Genomic DNA, 17,287 nt, shown 5'->3' with positions numbered 1-17,287 from the left:
CTAGCACTTGCCTTCCCTCTGGTCAGGTGTAGCATGCCGACCAATAAGAAGCGATGCGAACAGAAGGATAACCCCACAGGTCACCCCAATATCAGCCACATTAAAGACCGGGAAATCAATAAAGGTGCAGTTAATAAAGTCAATCACATAGCCTTGCGTCAGACGGTCATAGGCATTACCCAGACCTCCAGCAACAATCAGCGCAATACAACACGTCTCAAAGGCTGTTGAACGATTGCGGGCATACACAAGCAGATATACGCAAGCCACCAAGCACACAACCACACTAAACCAGCCGAGCGCAGCTGTCGAGCTGCCAAAAATCCCCCAGGCAGCACCCGTATTATGAACAAGCTGAATATCGAACAGCCCCAGTACGTTGCGTGCCAGCACCATGCCAGGTGAAACAACATCAACGGCTGCCTTCGTCACGCGATCGAACACCCACCAACAAATGGCCAGCACGCAAAAGAGCGTAATGGTTACACGAGCAGGGAGCTCTTTCTTCAAGAAGGCAGCCATGTTCACTTCATTCTTAGTTGGACGTCATATCATCAAGCACTGCGGCGCAGCGAGCACACACATCAGGATGAGAAGCATTGACTCCCAGTTCGCGATAGTTCCAACACCGCGGACATTTTTCCTTATCGGTCGGAACGATCGAGGCAGACATTTCATCGGAATCCGTAGCCTCAAGCGTTACCCCTGCCACAATGAATAGCTCACAGAAAAGTTCTTCGTCGTAGCGTTGCAACACCTCAAGTGCACTGTTTGGTACAGATAGTACCACTTCAGCCTGTTGACTCTTACCGATACTGCCCTGTGTACGGGCATCTTCAAGTGCCTTGGTAACCGTTTCGCGTGCCGCAAGTATCACCGTAAAGTCGTCGTCGATGCGCGCGGCATCAGCTGGAAGCGCTGGTGTAAACGTCTCGGCACTCGGCCAACCCGCCAGCTGAACACTGATGGGGCGATCGGCCTGTTCACGCAATGCTGATGGATAGTGCTGCCACACCTCTTCACAGGTAAAAGACAGAATAGGGCTCATAATGCGTACCATCGTATCAAGGATAGCCATGAGTACTGTCTGGGCACTACGACGCGCAGGCGAGGTAGGCGCTTCTGCATACAGACGGTCTTTCAATGCATCAAGATAGACCGCCGATAAGTCGCCGACCACATAATCGTAGAGCGCACGGAACACGCGGTGATACTGATACAAATCGTAGCCGGCATTGACATCATCAAGCAGGCGGGCAAGACGCACCAGTGCCCACTGGTCAGCAGGCAAGAGACTGTCGAAGGATGCCACCGCATCCGTTTCAGGATCGAAATCAGCAAGACTGCCCAACAAGAAGCGGAAGGTGTTGCGGAACCGACGATACGCATCACTGGTACGCGCGAGAATACTTTCCCCTACTGACACGTCAACTGAATAGTCGGTCGATGCCACCCAAAGACGCAGAACATCAGCACCGTATTTATTGGCTACCTGCGCAGGATCGATGCCGTTTCCTTTGCTCTTGGACATCTTTTCGCCATTTTCATCAACGGTAAATCCGCAGCAGATAACATTTTTGTACGGAGCCTGACCAAACGCCCCAATACCGCAGAGCAGCGAGCTTTGGAACCACCCACGGTGCTGGTCGGATCCTTCGAGATAGACATCCGCTGGCCACCGCAGTCCATCGGCAGCCGCACGATGTTTCAATACACCAACGTTTGAAACGCCCGATTCCCACCAGACATCAAGAATGTCGTGTTCGGGTTTGAGCTCGGTTGATCCACACTGAGGACAGCAAGTTCCTTCTGGCAAATACTCAGCTGGATCCTTCGTGAACCACGCATCAGCGCCTTCGGTCGCAAAAAGGTTAATAACTGCATCAAAAGTTGCTTCAGTTGCAACTGTTTCGCCACACGAAGCGCACTTGAATACCGGAATAGGAACACCCCAATTCCGCTGGCGAGAAATGCACCAATCGGGGCGATCTTCCACCATTGAACCAATACGATTTGCGCCCCATGTGGGCACCCAATTCACCTTTGTGCGGATAGCATCAAGCGCCTTCGCACGAAGTCCGGTATCGTCCATTGACACAAACCACTGATCGGTCGCGCGGAAGATAACTGGATTATGGCAGCGCCAACAATGAGGATAGCTGTGCGTGATCTCGACTGATGCAACAAGCATCCCTTTTTCGCGCAGCCATTCAATAATCTTAGGATTTGCCTCGTCAGTTGAAAGTCCCCCAAAATGCGGCACGTAATCCATTAAGTGGCCATCGTCATCAACCGGCATGATCATCTCAACACCAAATTGCTGCCCCACCAGATAGTCATCGACACCATGGCCAGGTGCGGTATGCACCGCGCCGGTACCAGCTTCAAGCGTGACGTGATCACCCCAGATAATGCGACCTTCAACCTGATGCAAGATAGGTGTTTGATAGGTGATGCCCTCAAACTTATTGCCCTTGAGTAATACAGGTTCTCCCTGCGCAGAAACCACCCGCCAGTTGTTCCAACCGGCCACCTCTGCGATCGATTCGACCATCTCGTGGGCAAGCAGCATAAAGATACCGTCAGCTTCAACGAAGCAGTAGTCGATATCAGGCCCCAACGAAACGGCCGTATTAGCTGGCAGTGTCCACGGCGTTGTTGTCCAGATGAGTACAAAAGCGCGCTCAACATCAACACCTGCGCGAGTAAAAATAGCTGGTACGTTGTTGAGCTTGAAGTTCACATAGATCGAAGGCGATACTTCATCGGCGTATTCAATTTCTGCTTCAGCGAGTGCCGTATGGCAATGTGAGCACCAATGAATAGGCTTGCGGCCGCGATATACCGCGCCGTCGAGATACATCCGCTTGAAGACTTCAACATTTGCCGATTCATAATCCGGCTGGAAGGTTAAATACGGATGGTCCCAGTCGGCATTCACACCCAGACGCTTGAAGCCCTCACGCTGCACATTAACAAAACGATCGGCCCATTCACGACACATGCGACGAATAACGTCTTGAGGAAGACTATTCATCTTTTCAGTGCCGATTTTCTTTTCTACCTCATGTTCAATTGGCTGTCCATGACAGTCCCAGCCGGGGATATATGGCGTAAAGAAACCACGCTGTGCGTGACTTTTATTGACAAAATCCTTGAGGATTTTATTGAAAGCATGGCCAATATGGATAGGACCATTTGCATAAGGTGGGCCATCGTGCAGCACAAAGGGCTCACCATCAGCGTTCTTCTCGAGCACCTTGTGATAGATGTCAATATCATCCCACCATTGCAACCGCGCTGGTTCGTTCTGCGCCAGATTCGCCCGCATCGGAAAATCAGTTTGCGGCAGGTTCATAGTTTGCTTGTACGTGTTAGCCACGATTTCATACCCTCCGAGATGCTCAAGCGCGCTATCACAATCAAATGTATGCGCTTCCATCGTTCGACAAACATCGAGAAATTATACTGAATACCGCACCACTTCGGGCAGGCAGCAAGCCATTTTCAAATGAGTGCCATATGCAGCAGCATGCTCGTCTGCGATAATAGCGCTACAAAACGAGTAGCATGATGGATGCTCGTGCGTCTTGGCAAGGAGAGAACATGTCCTACACGATCCTCACCGATTCAAGTTGCAATCTGCCTGAAAGCATTATCGATCGGTATGAAATCGAAGTGCTGCCGTTGCGCTTCGAAAGCGACGGCGAAGAATATGCCAGCTATCTCAAAGGTCAAGTGACCGATCTTTCGACGTTCTACCGCATGATGCGCGATGGACGGGTATTCACCACGAGCCTGCCAGCGCTCGACCGTGCCAAGGTAATTATTGAGGGCATTCTCTCGGCTGGGTATGACATTCTCTACATTGGATTTTCTAGTGGATTGTCGGGCACGTATGAAGCAATGCGCCAACTCGTACTCGATATGACTGCCGAACATCCGGGCCGACAGGCACTGTGTTGCGACACCCGTTCCGCTTCATTAGGAGAAGGTCTGCTCGTTTTGCATGCCGCCCGTCGCAAGCAAGCAGGTGAAGCAATGGAGAGTCTTCACGCCTGGCTTGAGGACGCGCGATTTCGGTTGGCTCATTGGTTTACCGTGGACGATTTGATGTATCTCTACCGCGGAGGACGCGTCTCAAAAACAAGTGCCTTCGCAGCAAATATTCTGTCGATTAAACCGGTGCTGCATATGGATGATCCCGGGCATTTAGTGCCTGTTGAAAAAGTGCGGAGCCGCCGGCGTTCAATTGAGGCGCTGTGGCGTCATATGAAGAAAACGTTTGACCACTCGCTGGCACCACAAACTATTGCAATCAGTCATGGTGATTGCCTTGAAGATGCCCATGCACTCATAGATATTATTAAGGGCGATGAAGAGCTCGCGATTGATGATATCGTTCTGAACTGTATCGATCCTGTCATTGGTGCACATTCGGGACCAGGTACCCTCGCTCTTTTCTACCTAGCAACAACACGCGACTAGCTAACAGTTTCACAGCATTCAAAACGTCCGAAAAAGTAGAGAAACCATCGAAGCTCGGAAGTTCTCTTCTCCTAAGCGGCACCAAGGAACATCACAGTTAACTGCCATGAATACCTCGTTTTGACAGCAACAAAATGAGCTAGCCAACCATCTGAGATACAACGATCCAGCCAGTCGCTCAAGACACTGAAGTGACTCAGCCGTTTAAGATGCTCCGCATGGCGTCGATAAGCCGCTGATTTTCATTGCGTAACTTTACTGAAACACAGAAAAATTCGTCGCTCGCAAGCCCCGGAGTGCCCTTGAGGGGTCGTACTAAAAAGCCAGCGAGTTGAAGCCGAATAATCAACTCTTCAGCGCACGAAACACCTAGGCGCATGCCATCAGCCAACGAAAATTCACAGAGTACAAAGTTACCTTCAGCGGGATAAATGCTAATGCCTGGCACTAAGCTGAGCATACACTGCATCCAAGGAATTTCTTTATCCAGAAACTCATGCGTCTCATCAATATAGGCACCTTGTGCAACCAGCGTCTTAGCAAGCACTTCGGAAAACATAGAAATGCTGCCTCCATCATACAACGCGCGAATGCGCCTGACGGTACGCGGATGAGCCGCAAGATAGGCAATGGGGACACCCGGCATGCCATAGGTAACCGACGGTGTGCGAATAACCACCAAATTGGGATATTCTTCCACAAGCGGCAGCACGCTTTCCCCACCAAACGAAAGCTCGATATTGCTTTCGTCGACAATAACCCAGCTACACGTTTCTAAATAATGAATGAGTGTTGCTGATGAAAGCAAGCGCGACGTGGGATACGCCGGATTGGCAAGCACGGCACCATCAAGCTGACCAGCTTCATCACGGGCAGTATAGGCATCAACCGTCGCAAACGATCGCGTGTTAGAAAGACAAACGTAGCGATGACCCGCATTCTCGATAGCAAGCGCGTATTCGGGCGGACAGGGACTCATAATGCCAACCATACCCGGCATAAATACCTGAGCAGCGGCACGAATCAATTCAAACGGCGACGTACCCGTTAAAATGCGATCGGTTGCCATTCCCAATCGACCAGCAATAGCATCACACAGGGCATGACCATCTCGGTCGGGTGAAAAAGCAATTTCGCCATCAACTAAAGCAGTATGCATTGCCTGAACAATAGCACGCGGGCAGCCCAGTGGATTGACCGGATGGCTGAAATCTATCCAGGTCATTTCGGTACGTAGCTCATAGGGAAGAGCCACGGGTTTATCGGGTAGATCGGTCACTACCTGGCGGTAATCAACATCGCGATGTAAGCCGACCATGTAACCCTCCCCGGCCTTCGTAACCATACACATGCTACGAAGACCCCCACTTAAGAGGGTCGTATCAACGCAGCAGAGTAACCATGCTAGCATATCCGCTCGCACGTATCGGACCATGATAAACTGCGTCTATGAGCAAGAAGCCTTCTAACCACCATATGTTGGTTCGTCACGACACCAAAGCACAACCACCCACAGATTCTGCGCAATTCAATCTGCCAGATGAATGGGTGGGACGCGCCATTATGCTCTTGGACCTTGATGCGTTCTTTGCGTCGGTCGAGCAACTCGACCATCCCGCCTGGCGCGGAAAGCCCGTTATTGTTGGCGGCAACCCCGAAGCGCGCGGCGTTGTGTCGACTGCTTCATATGAGGCACGTACCTATGGAGTGCACTCGGCTATGCCTTCTTCAACGGCCAAGCGCCTCTGTCCCAACGCTTTCTGGACTCCTGGACGGTTTTCGCGCTATCGCGAGATATCGCGCCAGGTCATGTCCATTATGGAAGATGAAAGTCCAGCGCTTGAACAGGTCAGTATTGATGAAGCCTTTCTCGATATCACCCCCTCACGCGCGCAAACGGAACATCCTGCTGCCATTGCGCAACGCATACAGCAGCGGGTATGTGAATTAGGCATTACCTGTTCGATTGGACTGGGGCGTAGCAAAGCAGTCGCCAAAACTGCCAGTGAAGCGCATAAGCCACGTGGCCTGACCATCGTGCCCCCTGGATATGAAGAAACATTTCTTGCAGGCCTTCCCACCAAAGCGATGAGTGGCATTGGCCCTGCCGCGCAGCAAGCCCTCCGTAAATTTGGTATCACAACCTTGGGGCAGGTTGCCCAGGCTGACGATGTCATACTCAATCACGTTTTTGGGAAGAACGCTTCTCTAATGCGCGATCGATGCCGCGGATGCGACGATTCCCCCGTAATGCATCCTGCTGGTGCCAAGTCGGTCAGCAATGAAATGAGTTTTGCGGTAGATCTTACGAGCCGTGAAGACATTGAGGCAGCGCTTTCCACGGTTGCCGCAAAAGTTGGACGACGTATGAGAATGAATGGCCTGGTGGGCAGCACCCTGTCACTGAAGCTGCGACGAGGTGACTTCTCGATTCATAGCGCTCAATGTCACTTGGATATTCCCTGCGACGATGAGTATGTAATTACGCCAATTCTCTTTGATCTGCTTGATCGCGTATGGCGACCAGGAGATTCGGTGCGGCTCGTTGGCTGTGCCCTCACCCATATTGAAGAGGTGGGTGCTCCTCTGCAAGAAACACTTTTTGATGTCGCTGATGAAGCAAAACCGGATGACAGCTCTACCACTGAACCGAATACGCAAGCAGCACAGCGGGCGCGCATGAAGCGCGAAGATGTACGTGCTGGTCTCAAGGCTGCAACCGATTCGGTGCGAAACCGATTTGGTGAAACGGCGCTTCAATATGGCAGTGAACTGCGTACCACGCGCAATCTCACCGGATCTTCGAGCAAAAATCCTGCTGACTACCGCAGTACTCGTTAACGAGCGGTAGTCATTAACCCAAAAATCAGCCCAAACTGGTTAATTGAATTTAAAAATCCTTTGGGCTATGTGATATCCAGCTAGACCCACTCGCCTGCCAGCCTCGCCCGGAAGGTTTGCCCCCCAGTTAAGCGCGCTATGACGCACCCGGCGATACAATTTTTCGTCTCGGTTACGAAGATAGGCCCAGATATCGTCGAGCTTACGGGCATTGGCCGCTGACTTTTCCATACGCAAGAAGATGCTGCAGATGCACATCATCATCGAAAGATAGTTTTCCATATAGCGGGCAAGCTTAGGATGGATTGGCGCCTCAGAAATATTGACGCCATCAATCATGATACGCGTTATTTGCAGCTGCTGATCGATACGCGAAAGCATAACTGATTCGTTTACGCTTTGATCTTCGCGCCCAATGAAATAGCGATACATATCCTCGTCGAGGTAGTACAGCGTTTTCACCTGCGGCAAGGGAATATAAACAAAGATATTATCTACATAGAAGCAGTGTTCGGGCAGTTTAAGATGGATCCGCTTTAACAGTTCGGTTCGATAGATAACTGAATGCATCAGCAGATACTGACTTTGCTTGAAACGTCCCACATCAGCCCATGAAAATTCGCGTTCAATCGGAAAGACGTTACGGTAATTGATAGTTGTTGACGTGCCCTCGTGAACCTTTTCATAGACATAATTGCCAATAACTAAATCGGTTGGATCCTGCAACTCCATCTGGCGGCGTAGATACCCCATAATTCGCAGCATCGCTGTTTCATCAAGCCAGTCATCGGAGTCGACGACCTTAAAGTACAGACCGCTTGCACACTCCAAGCCATGATTGACCGCCCCACCATGGCCACGATTTTCCTGGTCGATCGCAACAATGATATCGGGATAGCAACGAGCCCATTCATGCGCGCGATCGCTTGTGTCGTCCTTTTGAGAACCGTCGTTGACGATAATGACCTCAATGTCATCGCCACATTTCAACAATGACTCAATGCACTTGTCCATATAGGCCGCAGAGTTATAACACGGCACGACAAACGAGATCGTCTTCATCCGACGGTATCCTTCCTATGCGCTGGCAGACAGAGCCAAACGCACTGCAAGGGGTGTATATACGGCAAGGGTTACACAGTGAAAACCAAGCTTTTCCTATCCTAATAGCGATACATGACCAAATACACCGAGGAAGCAAAGTTAAGCCGGCAACTCGACCAAATCCCTATACACCGCGCGTCGTAAGCCGCCTCGCATGGGTTATCATTGACACCAATTGATGCAGCTATCAAAAGGAGCATTGATGAGTGCCTTTATTGAATCAATGATCACCCGCGCGCAAACTTCTCGTCAGACTATTGTCCTTCCTGAAGGAAACGACCAGCGAACCCTGCAAGCAGCCAAAGCCGTTATGGAACGCGGTATTGCTGATGTTATTGTGCTTGGTAACGCTACTGAAATTACTTCAACCGCCGGAGATCTTGCTGGCGCGCGTATTGTTGACCCAGCTACATCCAACGCAGCATCTTCATATGCCGAAACTTTCTTTGAACTGCGTAAACACAAAGGAATCACCCTAGAAGATGCCATCGCTCAGATGGCTGACCCCATCTACTTTGGCGCCATGATGGTTAAACAAGGAGACGCAGACGGTATGGTCTGTGGTGCATGCCACGCAACGGCTGATGTTTTACGGGCAGCGCTGCAAATACTCAAAACGGCTCCTGGGGCTTCTGCGGTATCAAGCTTCTTTATTATGGCTCTCCCTGATACTACCTACGGGGACGATGGTGTACTGATGTTCGCTGACTGCGGGCTCACCATTCAGCCTGATGCCGCCGCACTTGCACAAATCGCGGTGAGTTGTTCGGAAAGCTGGCACGCTTTGTTTGAATCAGAGCCACGCGTTGCGCTTCTTTCCCATTCCACGCACACCTCTGCGGTGGCTAACCCTGATCGCGACAAAGTAATCGAAGCCACACGGCTTGCACATGAAATGGCACCCAACCTCGCACTTGATGGCGAACTACAGGCCGATGCCGCCCTCGTGCCCGCCGTTGCCGCGACAAAAGCAGCGGATTCCTCGGTTGCAGGCAGCGCCAACATCTTGGTATTCCCCGATCTCGATAGCGGCAATATCGCCTATAAGCTCGTTCAACGGCTCGCGCATGCTGAAGCCTATGGTCCTATTACCCAGGGAATCGCGGCACCCGTTAATGATCTGTCACGCGGTGCATCGGTTGAAGACATCATTGGCGTTATCGCTATTACCGCCGTCCAGTGCCAAGCTACTGAACGTGTTTAGACACCTGCTTTAAGCGCTTCAAACGCTTCAAACGCACGCTTTAGTCCATAGGTACGAATTCAGATATATGTGGCTACCTGGCAGAACATATAAACGCAGGCATGCTGTCTAAAAAAACAATATGCCCTGGCACCACATCTGAGGCTCCGTTTTAGAATAGTTCTATAGGCGAAAATACAACAGCTAAAAAGCTGAAGACCTACCCGTTCGATTGAACAGACTGAGCTGGAATATACGGTACGATCTGATTGCGTTCGTGCATAATCGCATAGGTGTCGCGCGCGATCATTAGTTCCTCATTTGTGGGAACCACCACAATACGCACGCGGCTTGACTCAGAGGAAATCACCCGTTCGAAGCCCATTTGTCGATTGCGCGCTTCATCAACGACAATACCCATTGGCTGCAGACCGGCAAAAATCATGCGGCGCATACGGGCGTCGTTTTCACCAACACCACCGGTAAGGGCAATTACATCCACACCAGCCATAACAGCCATATATTGGCCGATAAATTTCTTGACGGAATTCGAGTACATATCGTAAGCCAACAGCGCACGCTTGTTGCCATGTTCAGCTGCTTGGCGCACACTACGCAGATCGTTACTGATGCCTGAAATGCCTAAAAGCCCCGATTTCTTGTTCATGATATCGTTTACCGCTTGAGAACTAATGCCCTCATGCTCAATAAGAAACGGAACAATAGCCGGATCGATAGACCCGCAGCGAGTACCCATCATGAGCCCATCAAGTGGCGTCATGCCCATAGATGTATCAACAGCAACACCATGATCTATAGCTGAGATAGAACAGCCGTTACCCAAGTGACAGGTGATCATCTTCAAGTCGCTTGCGCGCTCGCCTACCAAATGGGCAGCTCGATCAGCAACATAGCGATGGCTTGTCCCATGAGCGCCATATTTACGAATGCCATACTTTTCGTATAGTTCATACGGCAACGCATACATATACGCCTTTGGGGGCAAACTCTGAAAGAAAGCAGTGTCAAAAACAGCCACTTGAAGGGCATCAGGCATCGCATGGCGACACGCTTCAATGCCCTGTAGAGCGGCAAAATTATGCAGTGGTGCGAGTTCAGCTAGTTCGCGAATTTTATCGATAACTTCGTCGTCGATAAGTACCGATTTATCAAAGTAAGTGCCGCCTTGCACGATGCGATGGCCAATAGCATCAATTTGACTCATGGACGATAAAGGAGCATCTGGTCCCTCTACCAGCACTTCCATAACACAAGCAACGGCCGCATCATGATCGGGAAGATACCGATCGATCACAACTTCGTTATCGTCAACTCCATGCTTGTGCACCGAGTCAGGCGACCCAACGCGCTCACAGAGCCCTTTCGCGATAACCTTTTCAGTATCAATATTAATCAGCTGATACTTCAAGGATGAAGAACCGGCATTGACCACCAAAATGTTCAAAAAGCAGCCCCTCCCCTTCGTCTATCGACTTAGCCGCTCGCACATGCCTCTCCCTGACACCGTGCCTGCATCTTTACACACTGCAGTCACAGCTGCGGTGTTAAGCCATACAACCTTATGCATCCGTTTCAGCATTGGAAGCAGCAGAACCCCAATCCTGGTCGTTTGGACGCGGCATCAAGCCACCACCAAGCACATGGATGTGAAGGTGTCTCACACTTTGGCTGGCATTTTCACCCGTGTTAATAAGGCAACGGAAGCCATCTTGGTGAATCCCTTTGATGTCGGCAACCTTTTGCACACACGAAAAGAGATGTCCCAGCACGTCTTCAGGCACATCATCAGCTACATCCGAATAATGTTCCTTGGGAATGATAAGAGTATGAACCGGCATGAGTGGTTCAAGGTCGTCAAACGCGATTACCTGGTCGTCTTCATAGACAACCTGCGCCGGAATCTCGCCTTTGGCAATCTGGCAGAAAATGCAATCATCTTTTTGCATAGGAACTCCTCCCCGGCAGTCATTCGCTATTTTATCTATGGTAGCGCAACCACCTGATGCTCTGTCTTATGCTTTGTGCAATGAGGTATCGATTTCCTCGTCAGTGGCAGATTGTTCCATCTGACCCATAAGAACTTCGACCTTCTGCTGAGCGGTGTCGAGGCGTCCGCGCAGATTACGCAAAAGTGCCACGCCGCGCTCATAGGCAGCAAGGCTATCTTCAAGTTCTAACGTATTACCCTCAAGTTGAGCAACAATAGCGTCGAGCTCATCCATGCCCTGCCGAAACGTTAAGTCATCCACCGGTGTGCGGTTCTCTTCTGTCATTTTTTCTCCTCCCACGAAACGGTTGTCTTTTCATCATGTGTTGTGGCTGTTACCTGCGCATCAATTGTTCCATCAGCAACAGCAATAGATACCTTCGTCCCTGGCGAAACCGTATCGATGCTGTGTACAAGAGCACCGGTATCGTCGCGCACTAAAGCGAATCCACGGCCAATAACGGAAAGAGGTGAAAGATCACCCAAGCGCGCGGCGCGCATCTGCCACGCCTCGTCAAAGCGCGTTTGCAGCGACCGACCAGCAGTACTCAAACGACTTTGCGACGAAGTAAGGTTCTCCACACGCATGCTTGTCAACGACGACCCGATGGCACGCAAGCGCATGTGATGAGCCGCAAGCGCTGCCGAATCGGCGGCTAGAGCGCCGGGAATAGCGCGCGTAAGACGCCCAGAAACCAAATCGATCGGCTGACGGAATCGTGCAATAGCCTGCAGAGGATCGGAAAGAACAGGCCGTGACGCAAGGGCATCAAGACGCCGCGTGAAATCGGCAAGACGAACTGTTGCCTGTGCTTGCAAACGATCGGCACTCGCATCAAGCGTCAAGGCAAGTTCGCGTTGGTCAGGTACGCACGCTTCAGCGGCAGCTGTCGGCGTTGACGCACGCCTGTCGGCAACCATATCAGCAATTGATGTATCGGGTTCGTGGCCAATACCGGTAACTACCGGCACGGGACAACGGGCGATAGTACGAGCGAGGCGCTCATCGTTAAAGGGCATCAGATCTTCAAACGATCCACCGCCCCGCACAAGCAGTACCACTTCGGCACCGGCTTCTACAACAACGCGCAAGCCTTCGACAATCTCGGCAGGAGCGTTAACACCCTCGACCATCACACCCGCAAGCAGGATGTTCGACAGTGGCCAGCGGCGGCGCAAGGTACGCAGTACATCATGGACGGCTGCGCCATGTGGACTGGTGACCAAACCGATTGTCCGTGGCATACCAGGAAGAGCACGTTTGCGTGAAGCTTCCATGAGGCCTTCTGCTGAAAGACGTCGTGCAAGGTCAGCCACCCGCTGACGAAGATCACCTTCACCCGCTGCGGAAAGCGAAAAGACATCAAAGTTCATACGCCCTTTCGGGGCATACACCGTAAAGCGACCGGTCAGTTGAACCAGTTGGCCTACGCGTAAGTCGATACCCTCACTCCGAAAGCGATTCATCCACATCATGCACGGCATCGATGCGGCAGTATCTTTCACGGTAAAGTAGGCGGCTTTGTAACCGGGCTTTACCGATACCTCAGACACCTCACCCACGAGCGTAACGGTGCACGACTCCAAGGTATTTTTGGCCAAGGCCATTGCTTGAGAAACGCTCAGTGGTGTTGACTCGGTTGCAGAAGACATGCGCGTTTATTACTCCGTCGATCGCTCTTGCTTCGTGAGCTTGTTAGTTTTGACGTTGGTTAAGCAGCCACAGAAGCTGCATAGCTGACACCAACGCCGCTGCAACATAGGTAAGAGCACACGCACGCAGTACGCTAAAAGCACCTGCTTGTTCGCCCTGAGGAAGACCGCTTGCCTTCAGATAGTCAAGTGCACGGCGGCTTGCATCAAATTCAACAGGCAGCGTTACAAGTTGAAAGAGGACAGCAAAGGCATACAGAATAATTGCAAGGTCGATCAAACCAGCTAAATTAAGCGCAAACCCCAGGATAAGTAAGATCATCCACGCGTTCGATGCGAGATTAACCACCGGCACCAGCGCACTGCGAACCTTCATAGGCGCATAACCTTTTGCATATTGGCACGCATGTCCCGCTTCGTGACAGCCTGTTGCAATCGCCGTTATGCTGCGCTGTCCATACGCATGCGGGTCAAGCGTGATGGAGTTGCTCCGTGGATCGAAATGATCTTCGCTCTCGCGCCCCTGATAGATGGGAACCCCACTAATCGAATGGCTCGCAAGCATGCGTGATGCCGCTTCAGCGCCCGAAAGACCCGTGGTTGAAGGGACCTCCGAATACTTTTTAATTTGGTTATTCACATAAAACTGCGCACCTAAACCAATCAGAGTAGATGCCACAATAAGAAGAAGATAAGAATAGCTCAACATAGGTTTTTCCTTTGCGCCTGGGCGCCTCGCTTACAATGGAATTGATTATACCGAGTTGCCCGTGCACGAAGCTGCACGTAGTACCAAATGCGCAAACCTATGGATGTTTCGTTACCTTGAGGGCACCTTCTTGTACACTCAGGCTTATACGACCAGCTAAAAGCTCCAGTAATTCCGCACCAACAATTTCACGACGCCACCCGCGCAAGATTTCGGCATCCTTGTGGCCATGCGCAACCTTTACCAAATCAGAATGGCTCGCCAATGTCTGGAACGCAATATTATTCTGGCGGGCACGCAAGCGTACAAGTGCTGTCATCGCATCGAGAACCGCATCGACGTTTACATCGCCCCCATAGGCAACATGATCGCTTTTCGGCCATTTATCGGGTTCAAGGTCGAGACCGCGGCAGATACAGCGCACCACCGTACGAGCATCCCCGGTTGAAAGACGATCCGAAAGACCCCGCACCATGAACAGACTATCGATCGTTCGCGCTTCGCGTTTGCACGCCTCAACCACCTGTTCGTCGGTCATCACCCATTTACGCGGTATATCCCGGTCGCGCGCGCGCTTTTCACGCCAAGCTGCTACTTCGCGTGCAGCAGAAAGCTGGCGCCGGCTGAGCTGACCCACTCGCTTAAGGCGACGATAGCGATCGCGTGGGTCATCAACGTACAGCGCTGGGTCAATGAGCGCAGCAAAATCAGGATCAAGCCAGTGAATACGACCCAACCGTTCAAGCTCATCGGTCATCGTATGGTATAGCTGAGGCAGATATATCACGTCATCAGCGGCATATGAGATTTGAGAAGCAGAAAGAGGGCGCCGCGACCAATCGGTGAAGGAATCCATCTTAGCAAGCTGCACACCACAAACAGCTGAAACGAGACTGCCATACCCTATTTGCTGGGTGTGGCCCAACAGCGCTGCAGCAACTTGCGTGTCAAAGAGTGGCTGTGGCAAAAGACCGACTTCACGATTGAGTATCTCCAGATCTTGCCGGCCGGAGTGCACGATCTTCATGATGCTCGACGACTGAAAGAGCGGAGCAAGCACACCTAAATCTGACACCGCAAAAGGATCGACAATAATGGTTTCATCATCGGTCTGCATTTGGAGTAAACACAAGCGCGCGTAGTAGGTCTTTTCGCGAAGAAACTCGGTGTCGATGGCCAGCACAGATGAGTCAAGAGCACGCTTAGCAAATGCTTCGAGCTCAGCTTGGTCGGTAATGAACACGCTATGAAATCCTTCAAGTCTCGATAGGTCGGTTTTGATGATAGTATCGACCATGATAGCAATTGAAGGAGTCTCTGTGAAACTGCTCGTACTTAACAACATATCAAGCGGTCTTCCTGATGGCGGTATCTTCGATTTTATTCGCAGCGTAGCTACCGTCGGCGATGAAGTAGTTCTTCGCAGTGTTGATGCTTCGTCATCATTTGCAGACGCGCTGGCTGATGCCGATACGTTCGATGTTGTTGTTGCTTCCGGTGGCGATGGAACCGTAGCATCTGTCTGCTATTTAACCCGCCATACGCAGGTGGCAGTACTTCCCTTTCCTTCCGGCACCGCGAACTTACTCGCCCAGAATGTGGCTTCACCCATTGAACCCCATGCGCTTGCTCGCCTCGCACGTGACGGGAAACGCCTAGCCTTCGATCTTGGCGAACTAACAGCGGATGAGCAAACCTTTGGATTTTCAATGATCGCAGGTTGCGGCTATGACGCCAAAGTTATGGATGACGCGCGCCCGTATAAGAAGCGCCTCGGTGCTGTTGCCTACTTTCGGGCGGCATTCGGCAATCCCAATCCACAGGTGTCTCACATCTCTCTGACGATCGATAATAACCAAGTAGAACACGATGGTGTGGGTGTTCTGCTGCTCAATTTCAGTAAGATACAGTTTGATATTTCATTGGGACCGCAAAATCTTCCGAACGACGGTGCACTCGATATTATCGTGCTCACAACGCAGAATGCCTGGAATCTCCTACCGGCTATCTTAGGCGCAGCAATCGATCACAGCGGTGCCTCGCTTACGCAAAGCGATGCCCTTGTGTACTACCGTGGACATGACATCCATATTGTTGCTGATCCGCCCTTGCCCGTTCAGTATGACGGTGAAGCAATTGATGTGTGTACGCCCCTTACCGCGCGCGTGCTACCGGCTGCTACCACCCTTATCATCAGCGACGAAGGCTACGAGGAATTCCATCGAGACAGCGATTTGTAACGTAACCTTACTGGTTACTTGCTGCCTGGCTACTCGGCTCCTCGTTACTTAATGAGTGACTGACCGATTCTTAGGTATAAAAAAGGGTATCGCCTGCGTCGATACCCTTTTATCGGACACGCTTTTTGTTCTTTACTTCGATTCTTGACTGCTTGCTGCCTCACAGCTCGACTTCCGCTGATGCAAAAATTCATCTGCCCGTCGGTTGTACGACATCTGTATAAGCTCGAGAACCAGACTAAATATCATCGCAAAATAGACAAGGGTCTTTTCAAGAGAAAGACCCAGAGCAGCAATCTCGATACCAGTATGGAATCCCACGCCATCGATAAAAAGCAAGACTCCAATGGCGGTAATAAACACCAGCGCGAGAATCTTGATCTCAGGATGCTTGTTGATGAAATCACTCACTGCATCGATGAAAACCATCATTAAGAGCACAGCGGCAATCACAGCAATGATCATCACAATCAAATGTTCGGCCATACCCACCGCGGTAATAACCGAATCGATTGAAAAGACGATATCCATTACCATAATAGTGCCCACTGCCTGCCCCAGGCCAATACGGTGCGCCTGAACTTCAGATTCATCGCCATGGAGGGCACGCAATTCATCGAGTGCGAGCATCGAACGAACTTCTTCAATACCCTTGTAGATTAAATAAGCGCCACCGGCAGCAAGCAGAATATCGCGAATAGAAAAGCCATGGACATACGGCCCTAGCTCAATGGTAAACAGCGGTTGTGCCATGTGAATAAGCCACGATGCGAAACAGAGGAAGAGACAGCGCATGAACATAGCACCTGCGAGACCCAGCTTGCGACCAATGTGCTGCTTGTCGGGTGCCAGACGGTTTGTGGTAACCGCAATAAAGGCAATGTTGTCGATGCCTAAAACAATCTCGAGAAAAACGAGCATTGCGAGGCTAATCCAAGCCTCCGGCGTCAGGAAAATGGATAAGTCCATGCCCTGCTCCTTGCTTCTCACAGCACCGCGGTAATAAAAAAGACCCGCGACGCTCAGGTACGTCGTGAGTCTCGTCATTTAATGCATACCAG

General features: G+C 51.1%; 15 protein-coding genes. 4 read left to right on the top strand and 11 right to left on the bottom strand.

Translation table 11 applies throughout. The features are described 5' to 3' along the window. Positions 1 to 522 (bottom strand): signal peptidase II, encoded by a 522-nt coding sequence (gene lspA / locus CCUR_RS03145; RefSeq protein ID WP_012803039.1) that lies wholly within the window; start codon positions 520 to 522, stop codon positions 1 to 3. A gap of 13 nt (positions 523 to 535) precedes the next feature. Further along, positions 536 to 3,382 (bottom strand): isoleucine--tRNA ligase, encoded by a 2,847-nt coding sequence (gene ileS, locus CCUR_RS03140; RefSeq protein WP_012803038.1) that lies wholly within the window; start codon positions 3,380 to 3,382, stop codon positions 536 to 538. Positions 3,383 to 3,606: 224 nt separating this feature from the next. On the opposite strand from ileS, the gene CCUR_RS03135 reads away from it, so the two are divergent. After that, the gene (locus CCUR_RS03135) at positions 3,607 to 4,488 is read left to right on the top strand and encodes a DegV family protein (RefSeq protein WP_012803037.1); all 882 of its coding nucleotides are present in this window, start codon (positions 3,607 to 3,609) and stop codon (positions 4,486 to 4,488) included. A gap of 196 nt (positions 4,489 to 4,684) precedes the next feature. Here CCUR_RS03135 and CCUR_RS03130 read toward each other — a convergent pair whose 3' ends face one another. Then, entirely contained in the window at positions 4,685 to 5,806 is a 1,122-nt protein-coding gene (locus tag CCUR_RS03130) for a pyridoxal phosphate-dependent aminotransferase (protein ID WP_012803036.1), read from the bottom strand. A gap of 131 nt (positions 5,807 to 5,937) precedes the next feature. On the opposite strand from CCUR_RS03130, the gene dinB reads away from it, so the two are divergent. Then, positions 5,938 to 7,329 carry a DNA polymerase IV gene (gene dinB / locus CCUR_RS03125; RefSeq protein WP_245526108.1) on the top strand — a complete coding sequence of 464 codons (1,392 nt, stop codon included), beginning with the start codon at positions 5,938 to 5,940 and terminating at the stop codon, positions 7,327 to 7,329. Positions 7,330 to 7,368: 39 nt separating this feature from the next. Here dinB and CCUR_RS03120 read toward each other — a convergent pair whose 3' ends face one another. After that, positions 7,369 to 8,391: a glycosyltransferase family 2 protein gene (locus CCUR_RS03120; protein WP_012803034.1), complete on the bottom strand. Its 1,023-nt coding sequence runs from the start codon at positions 8,389 to 8,391 to the stop codon at positions 7,369 to 7,371. A gap of 244 nt (positions 8,392 to 8,635) precedes the next feature. Between CCUR_RS03120 and pta the strand changes: the two genes are divergently transcribed. After that, on the top strand, positions 8,636 to 9,637 hold the full coding sequence (pta, locus tag CCUR_RS03115) for a phosphate acetyltransferase (RefSeq protein WP_012803033.1): 1,002 nt from the start codon (positions 8,636 to 8,638) through the stop codon (positions 9,635 to 9,637). 199 nt (positions 9,638 to 9,836) lie between these two features. Here pta and CCUR_RS03110 read toward each other — a convergent pair whose 3' ends face one another. The 6 genes from CCUR_RS03110 to rnd all read right to left on the bottom strand — a co-directional run bounded on the left by CCUR_RS03110 (position 9,837) and on the right by rnd (position 15,229). After that, complete coding sequence (locus CCUR_RS03110) at positions 9,837 to 11,081, bottom strand: acetate/propionate family kinase (protein WP_012803032.1); 1,245 nt, start codon at positions 11,079 to 11,081, stop codon at positions 9,837 to 9,839. A gap of 115 nt (positions 11,082 to 11,196) precedes the next feature. Continuing rightward, positions 11,197 to 11,583 carry a histidine triad nucleotide-binding protein gene (locus CCUR_RS03105; protein ID WP_012803031.1) on the bottom strand — a complete coding sequence of 129 codons (387 nt, stop codon included), beginning with the start codon at positions 11,581 to 11,583 and terminating at the stop codon, positions 11,197 to 11,199. A gap of 66 nt (positions 11,584 to 11,649) precedes the next feature. Further along, the gene (gene xseB, locus CCUR_RS03100; protein ID WP_012803030.1) at positions 11,650 to 11,910 is read right to left on the bottom strand and encodes an exodeoxyribonuclease VII small subunit; all 261 of its coding nucleotides are present in this window, start codon (positions 11,908 to 11,910) and stop codon (positions 11,650 to 11,652) included. Further along, a complete protein-coding gene (gene xseA / locus CCUR_RS03095) occupies positions 11,907 to 13,277 on the bottom strand; it encodes an exodeoxyribonuclease VII large subunit (RefSeq protein WP_012803029.1) in 1,371 nt (456 codons plus the stop codon). Before xseA ends, xseB begins: the two co-directional genes overlap by 4 nt. Positions 13,278 to 13,320: 43 nt before the next feature. After that, positions 13,321 to 13,986: a zinc metallopeptidase gene (locus CCUR_RS03090; protein ID WP_012803028.1), complete on the bottom strand. Its 666-nt coding sequence runs from the start codon at positions 13,984 to 13,986 to the stop codon at positions 13,321 to 13,323. 97 nt (positions 13,987 to 14,083) lie between these two features. Next, positions 14,084 to 15,229, bottom strand: a complete 1,146-nt coding sequence (gene rnd / locus CCUR_RS03085) for a ribonuclease D (RefSeq protein ID WP_041225520.1) — start codon at positions 15,227 to 15,229, stop codon at positions 14,084 to 14,086. Between the two features lie 76 nt (positions 15,230 to 15,305). On the opposite strand from rnd, the gene CCUR_RS03080 reads away from it, so the two are divergent. Continuing rightward, on the top strand, positions 15,306 to 16,226 hold the full coding sequence (locus CCUR_RS03080; RefSeq protein ID WP_012803026.1) for a diacylglycerol/lipid kinase family protein: 921 nt from the start codon (positions 15,306 to 15,308) through the stop codon (positions 16,224 to 16,226). Between the two features lie 132 nt (positions 16,227 to 16,358). Here the strand turns inward: CCUR_RS03080 and CCUR_RS03075 are convergent, their stop codons facing one another. Continuing rightward, positions 16,359 to 17,195, bottom strand: coding sequence for a TerC family protein (locus CCUR_RS03075; protein ID WP_012803025.1), 837 nt, complete (start codon positions 17,193 to 17,195; stop codon positions 16,359 to 16,361). Positions 17,196 to 17,287 lie beyond the last annotated feature (92 nt).

It is taken from the genome of Cryptobacterium curtum DSM 15641 (assembly GCF_000023845.1).
Lineage (GTDB): Bacteria > Actinomycetota > Coriobacteriia > Coriobacteriales > Eggerthellaceae > Cryptobacterium > Cryptobacterium curtum.
This window is presented reverse-complemented; position numbering and strand designations above follow the sequence as displayed.